This is a genomic window from Micromonospora halophytica, assembly GCF_900090245.1.
In the GTDB taxonomy this organism is placed as follows: Bacteria; Actinomycetota; Actinomycetes; order Mycobacteriales; family Micromonosporaceae; genus Micromonospora; species Micromonospora halophytica.
Window position 1 is genome coordinate 60339 of sequence record NZ_FMDN01000013.1, and the last position, 16147, is coordinate 76485.

General features: G+C 73.0%; 11 protein-coding genes. 7 read left to right on the top strand and 4 right to left on the bottom strand.

Going from position 1 to position 16147, the window contains the following annotated elements; translation table 11 throughout:
• The first annotated feature begins 71 nt into the window (after positions 1 to 71).
• The 3 genes from GA0070560_RS17590 to GA0070560_RS17600 all read left to right on the top strand — a co-directional run bounded on the left by GA0070560_RS17590 (position 72) and on the right by GA0070560_RS17600 (position 6923).
• Positions 72 to 5894, top strand: coding sequence for a type I polyketide synthase (locus GA0070560_RS17590; RefSeq protein ID WP_091298607.1), 5823 nt, complete (start codon positions 72 to 74; stop codon positions 5892 to 5894).
• A gap of 3 nt (positions 5895 to 5897) precedes the next feature.
• On the top strand, positions 5898 to 6371 hold the full coding sequence (locus GA0070560_RS17595; RefSeq protein WP_091298611.1) for an acyl-CoA thioesterase: 474 nt from the start codon (positions 5898 to 5900) through the stop codon (positions 6369 to 6371).
• Positions 6372 to 6464: 93 nt separating this feature from the next.
• On the top strand, positions 6465 to 6923 hold the full coding sequence (locus tag GA0070560_RS17600) for a flavin reductase family protein (protein WP_425412669.1): 459 nt from the start codon (positions 6465 to 6467) through the stop codon (positions 6921 to 6923).
• 429 nt (positions 6924 to 7352) lie between these two features.
• Here the strand turns inward: GA0070560_RS17600 and GA0070560_RS17605 are convergent, their stop codons facing one another.
• Together GA0070560_RS17605 and GA0070560_RS17610 are read right to left on the bottom strand one after the other, a co-directional pair.
• Positions 7353 to 8720 carry a cytochrome P450 gene (locus tag GA0070560_RS17605; protein WP_091298840.1) on the bottom strand — a complete coding sequence of 456 codons (1368 nt, stop codon included), beginning with the start codon at positions 8718 to 8720 and terminating at the stop codon, positions 7353 to 7355.
• Positions 8717 to 9703 carry a DUF1702 family protein gene (locus tag GA0070560_RS17610; RefSeq protein WP_091298620.1) on the bottom strand — a complete coding sequence of 329 codons (987 nt, stop codon included), beginning with the start codon at positions 9701 to 9703 and terminating at the stop codon, positions 8717 to 8719. Before GA0070560_RS17610 ends, GA0070560_RS17605 begins: the two co-directional genes overlap by 4 nt.
• Before the next feature lie 233 nt (positions 9704 to 9936).
• Here GA0070560_RS17610 and GA0070560_RS17615 point away from each other — a divergent pair, with 233 nt between their 5' ends.
• Together GA0070560_RS17615 and GA0070560_RS17620 are read left to right on the top strand one after the other, a co-directional pair.
• Positions 9937 to 11031 carry an SDR family NAD(P)-dependent oxidoreductase gene (locus tag GA0070560_RS17615; protein ID WP_091298844.1) on the top strand — a complete coding sequence of 365 codons (1095 nt, stop codon included), beginning with the start codon at positions 9937 to 9939 and terminating at the stop codon, positions 11029 to 11031.
• Positions 11028 to 11726: a maleylpyruvate isomerase family mycothiol-dependent enzyme gene (locus GA0070560_RS17620; protein WP_091298624.1), complete on the top strand. Its 699-nt coding sequence runs from the start codon at positions 11028 to 11030 to the stop codon at positions 11724 to 11726. Before GA0070560_RS17615 ends, GA0070560_RS17620 begins: the two co-directional genes overlap by 4 nt.
• A gap of 270 nt (positions 11727 to 11996) precedes the next feature.
• Here the strand turns inward: GA0070560_RS17620 and GA0070560_RS17625 are convergent, their stop codons facing one another.
• Both GA0070560_RS17625 and GA0070560_RS17630 read right to left on the bottom strand, forming a co-directional pair.
• Positions 11997 to 12776 carry a helix-turn-helix transcriptional regulator gene (locus tag GA0070560_RS17625; RefSeq protein WP_281184492.1) on the bottom strand — a complete coding sequence of 260 codons (780 nt, stop codon included), beginning with the start codon at positions 12774 to 12776 and terminating at the stop codon, positions 11997 to 11999.
• Between the two features lie 453 nt (positions 12777 to 13229).
• The gene (locus GA0070560_RS17630) at positions 13230 to 14294 is read right to left on the bottom strand and encodes a carboxymuconolactone decarboxylase family protein (RefSeq protein WP_091298632.1); all 1065 of its coding nucleotides are present in this window, start codon (positions 14292 to 14294) and stop codon (positions 13230 to 13232) included.
• Between the two features lie 328 nt (positions 14295 to 14622).
• Between GA0070560_RS17630 and GA0070560_RS17635 the strand changes: the two genes are divergently transcribed.
• Complete coding sequence (locus GA0070560_RS17635) at positions 14623 to 15222, top strand: carboxymuconolactone decarboxylase family protein (protein ID WP_091298635.1); 600 nt, start codon at positions 14623 to 14625, stop codon at positions 15220 to 15222.
• 25 nt (positions 15223 to 15247) lie between these two features.
• Positions 15248 to 16123, top strand: a complete 876-nt coding sequence (locus tag GA0070560_RS17640; protein ID WP_091298639.1) for an SDR family NAD(P)-dependent oxidoreductase — start codon at positions 15248 to 15250, stop codon at positions 16121 to 16123.
• Positions 16124 to 16147 lie beyond the last annotated feature (24 nt).

Below are 16147 nucleotides of genomic sequence, written 5' to 3' on the forward strand. Positions count from 1 at the left end.
GGTGGACGCGGCGTTCCGGTCAACCAGGTCGACCCCGTCGCGGTGGTCGACGGACGAAGCGAGGAGCAGGCATGAGCCAGCGCATCGCCGTCGTCGGGATCGCCTGCCGGTATCCCGACGCGGAGAACCCCAACCAGTTGTGGGAGAACGTGCTCACCGGCCGCCGGGCCTTCCGCCGGCTGCCCGACGAGCGGATGAACCACGAGGACTACTACTCCCCCGACCCTGCCGCGCCCGACCGGTTCTACTCGGCCAAGGCCGCGGTGATCGAGGGCTTCGAGTTCGACCGGGTCAGGTACCGGATCGCCGGAAGCACCTTCCGGTCCACCGACATGACGCACTGGCTGGCTCTGGACACGGTCGCCCGGGCGCTGGAGGACGCCGGGTTCCCCGACGGCGAAGGGCTTCCGACGGCCACCACCGGCGTGGTCATCGGCAACACCCTCACCGGTGAGTTCAGCCGGGCCAACCTGCTGCGACTGCGCTGGCCGTACGTGCGGCGGACGGTCGGGGCGGCGCTGCGCGAGCAGGGCTGGGACGACACCGCCGTCGGCGCCTTCCTCGACGAGTTGGAGCCGCGCTACAAGGCGCCGTTCCCGCCGATCGACGAGGACACCCTGGCCGGCGGCCTGGCCAACACCATCGCCGGCCGGGTCTGCAACCACTTCGACTTCAAGGGTGGGGGCTACACCGTCGACGGCGCCTGCTCGTCGTCGCTGCTGTCGGTCGCCACCGCCTGCAACGCCCTGGCCAACGGCGAACTCGACGCCGCCGTGGCCGGCGGGGTGGACCTGAGCATCGACCCGTTCGAGGTGATCGGCTTCGCCAAGACCGGCGCGCTGGCCACCGGGGAGATGCGGGTGTACGACCGCAACTCCAACGGGTTCTGGCCCGGTGAGGGCAGCGGCATGCTGGTGCTGATGCGCGACGAGGACGCCGTGGCGCGCGGGCTGCGCCGGCACGCCGTCATCGCCGGCTGGGGCTACTCCTCCGACGGCAAGGGTGGCATCACCCGGCCCGAGGCCAGCGGCCACCGGCTGGCCATCCGGCGGGCGTACGAGCGGGCCGGCTTCGGCATCGACTCGGTGGCCTACCTGGAGGGGCACGGCACCGGTACCGCCGTCGGCGACGCCACCGAACTGCGGGCCTTCACCGAGGCCCGGCAGGAGGCCGACCCGGCCGGCGCGCCCGCCGCGATCAGCACCGTGAAGGGCAACTTCGGCCACACCAAGGCCGCCGCCGGCGTCGCCGGCCTGCTCAAGGCGATCCTCGCCGTCCGGCAGCAGGTCATCCCGCCGGCCACCGGGCACGTCGACACGCACCCGGTGATCGACGTGGAGCAGCCCGCGGTGCGGGTTCCCAGCACGGCGGAGCTGTGGCCGGCCGACAAGCCGATCCGGGCGGCCGTGTCCTCGATGGGATTCGGCGGCATCAACGCCCACGTGGTGATCGAGAGCGCGGAGAACAGCCGCCGGACCCGCATCGGGGCGGCGACGACCGCGCTGGTGCGCTCCCGGCAGGACACCGAGCTGCTGATGTTCGACGCGCGTACCCCGCAGGAGCTGGGCGCGCGGCTGTCGGAGCTGGCGCCGTGGGTCGGCCGGCTGTCGTACGCCGAACTCGGCGACCTGGCTGCCACCCTCGCCGGGCAGCTGGCCGACCGGCCGGTCCGGGCGGCGGTGGTCGTCGCCTCGCCCGAGCAGGCGCGCGAGCGCCTGGAGCGGCTCGTCGAGCTGGTCGGGGCCGGTGAGCAGCGGGTGATCGACGCGGCCGGCGGCGTCTTCCTCGGCGCCACCGGTCCCGCCCCACGCATCGGGTTCCTCTTCCCCGGTCAGGGCGCCGGGAAGCGGGCCGACGGCGGCGCGCTGCGGCGCCGGTTCGAGGAGGTCGACGAGCTGTACCAGGCCCACCAGCCGCCGCCCGGCGCGGACCTGGTGGCCACGGCGGTGGCGCAGCCGCGCATCGTGACCGCGTCGGTCGCCGGGCTGCGGGTGCTGTCGGCGCTCGGCGTCCGGGCCACCGGCGCCACCGGGCACAGCCTGGGCGAGCTGACCGCGCTGCACTGGGCCGGCGCCATGGACGAGTCGACCCTGATCGCGACCGCCGGCGCGCGCGGACGGATCATGGCCGAGGCCAGCGCCGGGGACGGCACGATGGCCAGCATCTCCGCCTCGCCCGAGGTGGTGCAGCCGCTGCTGGCCGGTACACCGGTGGTCATCGCCGGCTACAACAGCCCGCAGCAGACCGTGGTCTCCGGCCCGGTCGCGGCGGTGGAGCAGGTCGGCGCGCAGGCCGAGCGGGCCGGGCTGTTCTGGACCCGGATCGCGGTGTCGCACGCCTTCCACTCCGAGGCGGTCGCCCCGGCGGCGGTCGCATTCGCCGAGCACCTGCGCGGCCAGTCCTTCGCCCCGCTGACCGGCACGATGGTCTCCACGGTCACCGGCGACGTGCTGCCGGCCGACACCGACGTGCCCGACCTGCTGCGCCGGCAGGTGCTGGACCCGGTGCGCTTCACCCAGGCGGTACGCCGGCTGGCCGACGACGCCGACCTGCTGCTGGAGGTCGGTCCGGGTCGGGTGCTGCGCGGGCTGGCCACCGACATCGCCCCGGAGGTGCCGACGATCTCGCTGGAGACCGACAGCCTGTCGCTGGCGGGTCTGCTCAGCGCCGTCGGCGCGGCCTGGGCGGCGGGTGCGTCGGTGAACCACTCGGCGCTGTTCCAGGACCGGTTCACCCGGCCGCTGGAGCCGGGCCGACCGCTGAAGTTCTTCGCCAGCCCCGCCGAGTCGGCGCCGGCCGGTGACTTCGCGGTCGCCCGTACAGTGGAGGAGCCGACCGCCGGGGCGGCGTCGCCGGCCGGCGCGGCGGTCGTGGTCTCCGGCCCCGGCGCCACGGCCGACAGCCTGGAGCTGCTGCGCCGGCTCGCCGCAGAGCGGGCGGAGCTGCCGTTGGAGGCGGTGCGGCCGGACAGCCGGCCACTGGACGAACTGCACCTCAGCTCGATCACGGTGGGGCAGATCGTCAACCAGGCCGCCCGGGAGCTGAACGTGGCCGCCCCGACGCTGACCTCCAGCTACGCCACCGCCACGGTGGCGGAGATCGCGCAGATCCTCGACGAGGCCGGCGGGGTCGGCCAGGAGGCGGACGAGGCCGTGCCGGCGGTCGCCGGAGTGGCCCCGTGGGTACGGGCGTTCGCGGTGGACCTGGTGCCCACCGAGGTCGGCCCCCGGGTGGGCGCTCCGGTCGACGGCGGCTGGCAGGCGTTCACCGCCGGGCACAGTCCGCTCGCCGAGCCGCTGCGCACGGCGCTGCAACAGGCCCGGGTGGGCGGCGGCGTGCTGCTGTCCCTGCCCCGCGACGTCCAGCCCGAGCACATCCCGGTGATGCTGCGGGCCGCCCGGGCGGCGCTGGCCCAGGGCACCGCGGTCCGGTTCGTCACGGTGGGCGACCGCCGTAACGCCGCCGGTCTGGCCAAGACGCTGCACCAGGAACATCCGGAGATCATCACCACCGTGGTCACCATGCCACTGGCCGACGAGCCGTCGACGGCGGACGTCGAGGCGGCGGTGGCCCGGGTGGTCGCCGACGTGGCGGCCACCGCCACGTTCAGCGAGGTCCACTACGACGCCGAGGGCAACCGGCAGGTGCCGGTGCTGCGTCCGGCGGCCCTGCCGCCCAACGGCGGACCCGGGCTCGGCGTGGAGGACGTGCTGCTGGTCACCGGTGGCGGCAAGGGCATCACCGCCGAGTGCGCCCTGGCGCTGGGGCAGGAGACCGGGACGGCGGTCGGCCTGATCGGCCGCTCCGACCCGGCCACCGACGCCGAACTGTCGGCCAACCTCGAGCGGCTCTCCGCCGCCGGGGTCCGCTTCCACTACGCGCGGGCGGACATCACCGCTCTGGACGAGGTGAAGGCGGCCGTCGGCGACATCGAGCGGACGCTCGGCCCGATCACCGGCGTGCTGCACGGCGCCGGCCGCAACGAGCCGACCACGGTGGCGAACCTCGACGAGGCGACCTTCCGGCGGACCCTCGCGCCGAAGATCGACGGGCTGGAGGCGGTGCTCGCCGCGACCGACCCGCACACGCTGCGGCTGCTGGTCACCTTCGGCAGCATCATCGGCCGGGCCGGGCTGCGCGGCGAGGCGCACTACGCCACGGCCAACGACTGGATGACCGACCTGACCCGCCGGGTCGGCGAGGACTACCCGCACATCCGGTGCCTGGCGCTGGAGTGGTCGGTGTGGTCGGGCGCCGGCATGGGCGAGCGACTCGGGGTGCTGGAGGCCCTCACCCGCGACGGCATCGCGCCGATCCCGGTGGAGGCCGGCATCGCGACGCTCAAGGAGGTGCTGGCCAGCCCCGCCGCGCCGTCGGCGCTGGTGGTGATGGGACGCGCCGACGGCCTGCCCACGGTCACGTTGGAGCGGCGGGAGCTGCCGCTGCTGCGCTTCGTCGACCGGCCGCAGGTGCACTACCCGGGCGTGGAACTGGTCGTGGACGCCGACCTGACCGCCGACGACGACCTCTACCTGCCCGACCACCTGCTCGACGGGGACCTGCTCTTCCCCGCCGTGCTGGGCATGGAGGCGATGGCGCAGGCGGCGGCGGCGCTCACCGGGCGTACCGAGGCACCGGTGCTGGAGGACGTCGAACTGCTGCGTCCGATCGTGGTTCCCCCCACGGGCAGCAACACGATCCGGATCGCGGTGCTCGCCGCGGCCGACGGTACGGTCGAGGCGGTGGTCCGCAGCAGCGACACCAACTTCCAGGCCGACCACTTCCGGGCCCGGCTACGCTGGGACCGGCCCCTGCGGGTCGAGGCCCGGCCGGGGACCGGCGGGGCGCGGCTGCTGCCCATCGACCCGGCCCGTGACCTGTACGGACCGGTGCTGTTCCAGGGACGGCGGTTCCAGCGGTTGCTGGGCTACCTCGACCTGGCCGCCACGAGCTGCGTGGCACGGGTGTCCAACCGGCCGGTTGACGCCTGGTTCGCCCGGTACCGCCCCGGCGACCTGGTGCTCGGCGACCCGGGTACCAGGGACACGGTGATGCACGCGTTGCAGTGCTGCGTCCCGGACGCCACCCTGCTCCCGGGCGCCATCGAGCGGCTGTACCTGGCCGACCCGAAGGTGGCCGCCACGCTGGACACGGTCACCATCCACGCGGTGGAACGGCTGCGCCAGGGCGACACCTACCACTACGACGTGGACGTCTGCGACGCAGACGGCAACCTCGTCGAGCGGTGGCAGGGGCTGCGGCTGCACGCGGTGCGCAAGCAGGACGGCACCGGGCCGTGGCTGCCGGCGCTGGTCGGCCCGTACCTGGAGCGGCGGGTGGGCGCGTTCCTGCCCGGCGAACTGCGCTGCGTCGTCCGTCCCGACGACCCGGAGGCGACCGGGTCGACGGCCCGCCGCCAGCAGACGAGCCGGGCGGTGAGCTGGGCTCTCGGGGCGGAGACGACGGTGCGCTACCGGCCCGACGGCAAGCCGGAGGTCGACGGTGCCGTCCAGATCTCCGCCTCGCACGGCGCCGGGGTGACCTTCGCGGTCGCCGGTGGCCCGGCGGCGGTGGGGTGTGACGTGGAGCTGGCATCGGCTCGCAGTTCCGCGGAGTGGGAGGGCCTGATCGGCTCCGACGGGCTGGCCCTGGCCACGTTGTTGGCCCGCGAGCAGGCCGAGGACCTGTCGGTGGCGGCGACCCGGGTCTGGGGCGCGGTCGAGTGCCTGCGCAAGAACGGTCACGCCCGGGTCGACCTGGTGGCCGAGCCGAACGGAGCGGCCGGCTGGGTCGCCCTGCGGTCCGGGCCGGCGCGTATCGCCACCTTCGTCACCGCGCTGAACGACGTGGGCGACCCGGTGGTGTTCACGATGCTGACGGATGGAGGCAGGTGAGTCATGGAGTCCTACTACGAGTACCGGCACCTGGTCGGTTTCGAGGAGACCAACCTCGTCGGGAACGTCTACTACGTCAACTACATGCGCTGGCAGGGCCGGTGCCGGGAGATGTTCCTGCGGGACCAGGCGCCGGAGGTCCTGGCGGACATCCGCGACGACCTTAAGCTGTTCACGCTCAAGTGCGAGTGCGAGTTCTTCACCGAGATCACCGCCTTCGACGAGCTGTCGATCCGGATGCGGCTGGAGGACCTCACGCAGACCCAGATCGGCTTCGCGTTCGACTACGTACGGCTGCGCGACGGCTTCGAGGAGCTGGTGGCGCGGGGCCGGCAGCGGGTCGCGTGCATGCGCGGCCCGAACACCGACACCCGGCCGACCCGGGTGCCCGACGCGCTGCGGGTGGCGCTGTCGCGGTACGCGCTCCCGGCGGCGGGCCAGCCGCGGCCGGTCCTCGAAGGCGTCCAGGAGGCGTGAACCATGACCAGGACCAACGAGCCCCCGGCCGACGGCCCGGTGACCGTGTCACCGCCGCCGGCCTTGGGTAACCAAGCCGAACTGCGGTCGGTCATGGGGATGTTCGCCACCGGCGTGACGGTGGTGACCTCCGGTAGGGACCTTCCGCACGGCATGACCGCGAACGCCTTCACCTCCGTGTCCCTGGACCCGGCGCTGGTGCTGGTCTGCGTGAAGCGCAGCTCGGTCATGCACGACACCGTCCTCGCCCAGGGCACCTTCGCGATCTCCATCCTGGGAGCCGGGCAGGAGGGACTGGCCCGGTACTTCGCCAGCTCCAGCCGGCCCAGGGACGAGCGGGAGTTCGAGACGGTGCCGTTCCAGCCGGGGCCGCACACCGGCGCCCCGATCATGGACGGCAACGTGGCCTGGGTGGAGTGCAAGCTGGCGGCGGTGTACGACGGCGGCGACCACTCCATCTTCCTCGGCTCGGTGCTGGGCATCGGCCGGGGTGACGGCAGCGACGCCCTGCTCTTCCACGGTGGCCGGTTCATCGAGTTCAGCAAGGGCTGAGCGGCACGGCCCGGCACGGGCCGGGCACGACCACCGACGGCCGGGTCGGCCACGCACCACGCGTGGCCGACCCGGCCGTCGGCGTGCCAGGACCGGGGGCGCGGCGATCCGGTCCCGCGGCACGCGGCGCCGGACCCCGCCGGTGACGGCGATCCCGGCGGACCGTCCGGCCGCCGGCGGAGCGCCGCCGGCCGACCCGCGGGTCGGCCGGTGGGAGGCGGTGCGCAGGCGTAGCCGGCCGGGCCACGAACGCCGGCCACGGCGAGAGGCGCCACGGCGACGGGCGCGGGCGCGGCGAGGGTCGCGGGCGCGGCGAGGGTCGCGGGCGCGGCGACGGCGGGCGCTACAGGACTGCCGCGAACACGACGAGCGCGACCGGACACGAAGCAGCGCGACCGGCGAGGAGCACCGGTCGCGCCGTGGCAGGGATCAGGCTTCGTGGACGTGCATCGGCAGTCCCCCACGCACCCGCAGGGTCAGCATCGGCTCCGGCACCACCGGCTGCCCGGCGGGCAGCGACAGGCGCACCCGGCGGGCCACGCAGGCGATGACGAACACCGCCTCCATCAGGCCCAGGTGGTTCCCGACGCAGAAGCGCGGGCCCGCGCCGAACGGGATGAAGGCGTACCGTGGCCGGTCCGAGGGCCGGTCGGGGTCGAACCGGGTGGGGTCGAACCGGTCCGGGTCGGGCCAGAACTCGGGATGCCGGTGCAGCGTGTACGGACACAGCACCAGGTCGGCGCCGGCCGGCACGTGCCACCCGCCCACCTCGTCGTCGCCCTGGGCGACGCGGGGCAGCAGCCACACCGGCGGGTACAACCGCATCACCTCGTCGACGACCATCGCGGTGTACTTCAGCCGGTGCAGATCCTCGTACTCGGGGGTCCGGTCGCCGAGCACCTCGACCGCCTCGGCATGCACCCGCTCCCACACCTCGTGATGCCGGTCGAGCAGATAGAACGCCCAGGTCAGGGTGCTGGCGGTGGTCTCGTGCCCGGCCAGCAGCAGGGTGACCAGCTCGTCGCGCATGCGCTGCCGGGCGACCCGCGGGTCGCGCTCCTCGCTGGTGGACTGGATCAGCCGGGACACCACGTCGTCGCGGCCCTCGGCGCCGCCGGGTTGCGACCGCCGGTACGCCACCAGCCGGTCGACGATCTCCTGGAGTTCGGCGCGGGCCCGCCGGAACCGTCGCTGCCGCGGTAGCGGCACCCAGGTCGGCACGGTGCCCAGCGACATCATCTCGAAGATGGCCTGGTCCTGCACCGCCTCGAACGCCGCGCCGATCCCGTCGAACTCACCGAGGTCGGCGTCGAGCAGCGTCCGGCCGAGCACACCGAGGGTCAGCTCGGTCATCTCGTGCCGGATGTCGACCGGATCACCGCCGACCGCGCGGTGCAGCCGGGCGGCCATCCGCTCGGCCTCCTCGGCGACCGCGCCGGCCTGGCGGGCGATGCGGCGCGGTTGGAACACCGGCTGGATCACCTTGCGCTGCTTGTGCCACAGCTCGCCCTCGCTGGTCAGCAGGCCGTCGCCGAGGGTACGGCGGGCGTGCACCAATCCGATGCCCTTGTGGTAGTTGCCCGGGTTCTCGGCCAGGACGTGCTTGGCGTGGTCGGGATGGTTGAAGAAGTACAGCGTCTTCGGCCCGAGGGGCAGCCGGACGGCGTCGCCGTAGCGCGCGGAGACCGTCCGCATCACGTCCAGCCGGTTGCGGGCCATCCGTGCGAGCAGCACCGGTGTCGTGATCGGCGACGGTCCGGGTGGGCGTGCCCTGCTCCGGTCGGTCAGCGCGGTCACGGCTGCACCCGCGCGCCGGCCCGGAACCGCTCGGCCACGGCGGTGCGCCACACCTCGTAGGCGGGCAGCCCGGAGGCCGACGGCCCGGCGGGGATCAGCTCCTCGGTGACCCGCGCCGCATCGACGGCGCTGGTCTGGCAGAACACCCGGCTCGCCAGCTCGGTGTGCGGCACCAGCAGGTCAGCCCGGACACGGGCCTGGGCGGCGAAGGCGGCGGCCTGGGCGACGAAGGGCGCGTGCTCGCCCGCGCGCCGGAGGAACAGCCGCAGCTCCGCCTCGGTGCAGCCGCCCGCGTAGGTGGCCGCGAGCCCGGCGCCACTGTAGAGGTCCTGGTGCCGGGCCGGCGCAAACCGGTCGATGAGGTCGGCGGCCACCGTCGGGTCGCACCCGGCGACGAACCAGGTGGCCCGGCCGATGCCCTGGTCGATGGCGCGGGCGGCGTACGAGGTCGGGCCCTCCGGCGGCCACGGGAAGTCGGTCACCGCCCGCTGGCCGTGCACGTACGCGTCGGTGTGGAAGTACGCCTGGTGGAAGCCGTAGCCGTCGTGCACGAGCCACCGCAGCAGCGGATCGGTGGCCGCCGCCGCGGCCCGGCGCCAGAGGAAGCGGGGCAGCCGGGCCATCGCCCAGCCGATGCCGACGTACGCCATGTACACGTGCCGGTCGCCGGTGCCGGCGAGGAACTCGGCGCTGCGCCGGGGAGTGCCGGGAGTCAGGGCGTCGACGAGGGCGAAGCCCATGGCCACTCCCTCGTACGCGAAGCCCTTGAAGCGGGTGGGCACCTCGGCGAGGTCGTCGTCGACGTCGGTCACCCGGCGGGCGCCGGCGGCCGAGGAGAGCCCGGTCAGGAACGACGACCCGACGGTCTCCAGGACGCTACGGGCCTCCGGCCCCTTGTCGTGGAACCCCCGGGTGGAGATGAGGACCTCGGACACGTTCGGGGTGAGGACGCGGCGCCTGAGCGCCCTGATGGTGCCAGCCACCTGCTGCTCCCATTCATCCAGGGTTGACGATCCAACTGCCCAATCCTCCCGACCCGCCGGCTCCCCAACCACTCTGCGATTGCCCTCTGAGCTGCGGCGGAGCGGCCCGGACAACGGCACCCTCGGAGAAGCCCGCCACCGCCCGACGAGACACGATCGAGCGGCCCGCCATGCTCCGGCAGTTGCGGCACGCCGCGCGTCCCACGCCGGTCGCGGGCGGAGAGGAGCTCGCGATGTTGGTACTCGTGACGGGCGGGACGGGTTTCGTCGGGGCGCACACGGTCGCGGCGTTGGCCGCGGCCGGGCACCGGGTGCGCGTCCTGGCCCGCGACGCCGACCGGGTCGCCCCGGCGCTGTCGCCGCTGTCCGTACCGAGCGAAGCGGTGGAGGTCGCGACCGGTGACGTCACCGACGAGCCGGCGGTCAACCGGGCGGTACGCGGCGTCGACGCCGTGGTGCACGCCGCCTCGGTCTACTCGTTCGACAGTCGGTGGCACGCGGCCACCAGGGGCACCAACGTGCGCGGCACCGAGGTGGTGCTCGACGCGGCCCGCCGGTTCGGGGTGGGGCGCACCGTGCACGTGTCGACCTTCGGGGCCATGCTGCCCTCCCCCACCGGGGTGGTGGGACCGCAGTCGCCTCCGGGCACCGCCCGGGAGACGTACCTGGCCAGCAAGGCGAAGGCGGAGCGGGTCGCCCGGTGGCACCAGGACCAGGGCGAGCCCGTGGTGATCAGCTACCCGCCTGCCCTGCTGGGTCCGGACGACCCGAAGCTCGGCGACCAGAACAGCCGGCTGCGCAACATGCTGCGTGGCCTGATGCCGGTCTGGCCCGGCGGCGGTTTCCCGGTCGGTGACGTCCGGGACACGGCCGCCCTGCACGCGGCGCTGCTCACCGTGCCGTTGGCGGACGGCAACCGGCACTTCGGTCCCGGCCGGTACCTGAGCACCCGCGACTACGTGCGGGCCGTGCGGGAGGTCACCGGCCGGCGGTTGCCCACGCTCTTCCTGCCCGCCCGGGCGATGCTGCCCTTCGCCCAGCTCACCGACGTGGTGCAGCGGGTGTGGCCGTGGCACATCCCCGCCGAGTACGGGGCCTGCTACGTCTGTGCCTGCGACGCCCGGCCCGAGGCCGGCGCACCGTCGGCCGGGCTCACCCCCCGGCCGTTCGCCGAGACGCTCGCCGACACGGTGCGCTGGCTGCACCGTTCGGGGCGGTTGACGGCGGCCCAGGCGGGTCGCGCCGCCGCCACGTCCATCGATCACGGCGCCCCGGCGGCGCCATCCGTCCGGGCCGCGGCGTCGCGGCGTGAGGAGGCACGGCCATGAGCACTGCGCAACGTCACCCCGTCACCCTGCCGGGAGGGCGGGCCGACGAGGCCTACCGCCGGGTCCGGGAGACGGCCGCGACCCTGCTGGCCGGCAGCCGGTCCGCCGCCGCGACGCCGGTGCCGACCTGTCCCGAGTGGAGCGTGGCGGACCTCGTCACACACCTGGTGGAGGTCTGCGCGCGGGTCCACGGTCGGGTCACCGGTGCCGAGCCGGTCCCGGTGCCGAGCGGGGCGGTGCCGGAGCTGCTCGAGCTGTGGGAGCGGCTGAGCCGGCCGGTGGAGGAGTTCCTCGACGGCCCGATGTCGTTGGACCGGGGCATCATGGTCATGGACGCGTTCACCCACGAGCTGGACCTCCGCCGGGCGCTCGACACGCCACCGCCGGTCGATCACCCGGCGTTGCCCATCGCGATGGACGTCGTGGTGAAGGGGTTCGCCGCCTCGTTGGAGGGGCACGGTCTGCCACCGGTGGCGGCCGAGACCGAGTACGGACGCTGGGTGGCGAGCGCGGGCGAGCCGGCGGCCACGATGTCGGGCCCGTGGTACGAGGTCTACCTGGCGCTGGCCGGTCGCCGCAGCGCGGCACAGATCCGGTCGCTGCGCTGGAGCGTGGATCCCGGGCGCTGGCTGCCCGCGTTCACCTGGGGGCCGTTCCGGATGCCGGAGCCGGCGGAGGCCGCCCCCCGCGGCTGATCAGCTCGTCGCGACAGGTCGCCGGGTTCCCGCCCCCGGATGGGGCGCGGGAACCCGGGCCGAGGGGCGGGGCGGCGTCGCCGTACGCCGTCGCGAAACGGGGATGCCGGCCGCGCGGCACCCCCGTCCCACCGGCTCACCGCCGCTCGGGCGCCCGCCGGTGCCGCCGGGCAGCTCAGCCTCCGCTCGCGCCGTCACGCAGCCGCGCTCGGCACCGACCGGTCCGCGACCACTGCGGTGTCGCGGACCGGGACGCGGTGCCGCCGCCGGTCACGACTTGGCTCCGTTCAACATCCGGGACGAGCGGCTCCCCCGCCGCTCGTGCCGGCCGAAGTTGAGCCGGGTCCGGCTGTTCGGCACATGGTTGTCGAGTTCCGGCAGCGCGACCAGGATGGGCAGGTCGAAGACCCCGGTGGGGTGCAGGTCCAGGTCGATGGTGAGGTCGGCGCCGGCGGTGACCGTCAGCGGGTCGTACGAGCCGACCGCCAGCGGCCGCCGCGAGGACGGTCGGGCGGTGATGTTGTCGAGGGCGATCGCCGCGGCCCGCAGGTACCACTCCCCCTCCGGCACGTCGCGCAGCTGGTACTCACCGGAGGCCTCCAGGATGTCGCAGGAGGCCGGCAGGCCCTGGACGATGGGGCTGTCGAAGACGCCGACGTAGACCTTGACGGGCACGTCCACCGGAGGGAGGACGAGCCGCCCGCTGATGGTGGCCCGTCGGCGCGGGCCGGCCGCCGGATTCCGGGGCAGCTGTGGGATGCCGTGCTCGGCGAGCCAGCGGTACCGGGCCGGGGAGACGCCCACGCTGCGGGTGAACCGGCTGATGAAGGTGCCCAGGCTGTTGTAGCCCACGGCGTAGGCAACGTCCGTGACGCTCATGTCGGTTTCCAGCAGCAGGTTCTTGGCCTTGTAGAGCCTGATGGCGGTCAGGAAGCGGCCCGGCGAAGTGCCCGTCTTGGACCGGAACAACCGCGAGAAGTAGAAACGGCTGAGAAAGGCGGAATCCGCCATCGTGTCAAGAGAAAGGGGTTCGTGGTAGCGATCCCACATGATCGAGATAACTCGTTCGACGGCGTTGTGCACGGCGAATCACTCCATTCAGTGGACGCGTTAGAGACGTTCGGTACGTCGCTCGCACAATGTGCTGGCGCCAGATCGGCGGCCATGGCGTCACGCAAATCCACAGCCGCACGACTTCACCCTGTTCATGGGCACCACGACATCGTCGTCGAGCACGGTGGAACAGGCATTTGAACCGGCGGTGATGCTGTGTTGAATACGCAGCCCACCAACGTCCTGAGTTCGAGCAGAGGCGGCCCGAGCCTTTCGGGCCGCCCCTACTCTCAGTGTCCTAAGTAGCCCCGATGGGTAATGACGATACCACGCATGGAGACTATTCAATACGCATCTTTGCTGTCTTCCGACTCGCTGCGACGCCGCCCGATCATGACTTCGGAACGATTATCCGAATTGTTCGACGATGCGCATGCTGTCCAGACATGATCAGTCCGGCATGGTGAGCAGGCCACCCAGCCAGCGCGCCGCCGCCATCGCCGCCCAGGAGCTGATCTCGACCAGCGTCCGGTCGTCCGCGCCGGCCTCCCGGCAGCTCGCGACGACCCTGGCGTCCACCTGGTACGAGGCGAAGGCCACCAGCAGGGCCAGCCGCCCGGCGGGTCGCTGATCCTCCGGCAACGCCTCGACCAGTCGCTCCACCCAGGAGCGGCTGATCCCTCGCGGCCCGCCCTGCCAGCCCACCAGGTTGATCAGCACCAGGTCCCGTACGGCCTCCGGCACGGACCGGCGACCGGCCTCGTCGATCGTCGCGCAGGCACGGGCGAACGCCTGCGCCACGGCCGCGTTGCCGGCCGCCCAGGACAGGTCCTCCGGCAACTCCGCGGCCGGCAGGAAGTCCAGCGAGCGACCTGGCGGCTGCGGGCGCCGCGAGGCGGTGAGCATGGCCCGGCCCAGTACCCGCAGCACCGGCGAGAGCGCCAGTTCCGGCACGCCGGGCGGCAGCGGGACGTCCCGCAGGAAGACGTTCACCACGCGGTTGAAGTAGTGCAGCAGCACCGCCGCCCCGGCGAGCTCGGGCCCCTGGGCGGCCGGGAACGGCGGCGCGACCCCGGGCCGGCGCCCGTTGACGGACGTCGCCCAGCCCACCACGGCCTCCAGTTCCGCCTCGCTCAGCGCCGGCCCGCCGTCGCCCCGCGCGGAGCCGTCGACGCCGATGCCACCCAGTACGCCGAGGGCGTTGTTGTGGATGGTCGCGCAGTAGGGGCAGGCGTTGCCCATCGACACCGCCATGGCCACCGCCTCCTTGGCCGCCCGGGGGGCCTCGCCCGGGACGACCAGCGTCTCCCGCAGCAGCATCCACGCTGCGGCCAGCGCCTCTGGCGCCGGAGCGTGCAGGGCGACCGGCGGCGCGAGCACGCCGAAATCCGCCTCCACCTGCTTGTACACCTGGGCGACCAGACCATTCGCCCGCCCACGCCGGACGGAACCGATGTATCGGATTTGCGTCAGCCCGAGCGCACCGAGCACCGGTCGCAGAAGACTTGCCGGCATCACGTACCTCATCCATCTCTGTGAACTGAACAAAGGTTATCGACGAAAGCGCCACCAGCTACTACTTCAGTACGGTTGAACCGCGCTGGAGGGGCGCCCATGGGGCCGATTTTCGCAGTAGGCAATCTCGGAGAGCACTGGCACTCCGAAGACGTGCCATCATGGGCCAGCGAAATCGCCGAGCGACCGCTGTCGTCAGCATTTCCGCATCGCCCCGCCGTCCCACCGAAGACTGCTGCGGCCAGCGCCGACACCCCTGTCCGACCGCGGAATGAGCTCTATGTCGCACGGCTGGCCAGGCACCACCCGCGCAACGAGGAGAATGCTCATGGGAATGACGACGAAGCAGCCGGGAATCAGGGTCCCGCTGGTTGACGAGGAGCACGCCGAGGGCCGTACCGCGGAACTCTACGAGGAGATCAAGGCGGTCACGGGCCTGCCGTTCGTGCCGGACATGTTCCGGCTCACCTCCACCAACCCGCGGCTGCTCGCGGTGGTGGTGGCCGGGTACGGCGGCATCTTCGGCGGGGACACCCTGCCCCGCCAGCTCAAGGAGCTGATCTCGGCCTGGACGTCGAAGCTCAACGGGTGTCCGTACTGCGTCGGGACGCACAGCTGGTTCCTCAGTCAGTTCGGCGGCAGCGACGAGCTGCTGGAGGCGGTGTCGAACGCGAACACCGCCGAGGAGCTGCCGGTGGACGAGCGGACCATGCCGCTCATGCAGCTGGTGACGAAGGTGAGCACCGGCGCGTACAAGATCACCGACGCGGACTGGGAGCGGGCCGCGGCGGCCGGCTGGAGCGACGCGGAGATGTTGGAGGCGGTCTTCTGCGCCTGCCTGTTCGCGTTCATCAACCGCCTCGTCGACGCCACCGGGCTGGGTTCCTCCGTGGACCGCAGCCGCATCTCGCGGCTGGGCGACGAGTGACCCGCGGCCGGGAAGGAGACCCATCATGACCCAGTCACGCGCCATCCTGCTGACCGGCGCCTCGTCGGGCACCGGCCTCTCCTCCGGCAGCGGCAAGGCCGCCGCGCTGCGGCTGCACCGCGCCGGCTGGCCGGTCTACGCCACCGGACGCAACGTGGCGGCCCTGTCCGACCTCGCCGACGAGGGCATCACAGTGATGCACCTCGACGTCAGGGACGAGGAGTCGATGGCCGCGGTCGTCAAGCGGATCACCGAGGAGCACGGGGCGGTCGGTACTCTGATCAACAACGCCGCCTACAGCCTCAACGGCACCATCGGCGAGACCCCGATGGACGAGGTCCGCGCCCAGTTCGAGACCAACGTCTTCGGGCTGTGCCGGCTCACCCAGCTGGTCCTGCCCGGCATGCGGGAGCAGGGCGGCGGCCGGATCGTCATCATGTCGTCGATCTTCGGCATGTTCGCCACCCCGGGCCGGGGCTACTACCAGGCCACCAAGCACGCCCTGGAGGCCATCGGCGACTCGTTGCGCCTCGAGGTGGCCCCCTTCGGCATCAAGGTGGTGATCCTCCAACCGGCGCCCATCCTGGGTGGCTTCGTACCCGACAGCGTCGCCGACCTGGGCATGGAGTCGCACGAGAACCCGGCGCTGTACCGGGACTTCTGGGAGCACTTCGTCGACTGGCACCAGGCGTACCGGCTCAGCGACAATCCCCCGTTGCGCGGCAAGATCGCGGTCCGGGCCGAGAACGTCGCGAAGGTCCTCGAGAAGGCGGTCTCCACCCCGAACCCACGCATCCGCTACCGCCTCGGCATGCCGCCGCGGCTGCTGCCGAAGATGCGGGCGATCATCGGTGAACGCGGGTGGGAGAAGTTCGTCCGGTTGTTCTTCCCCACTCCCTGACCAGACGGACGAGCGGCGCCGACG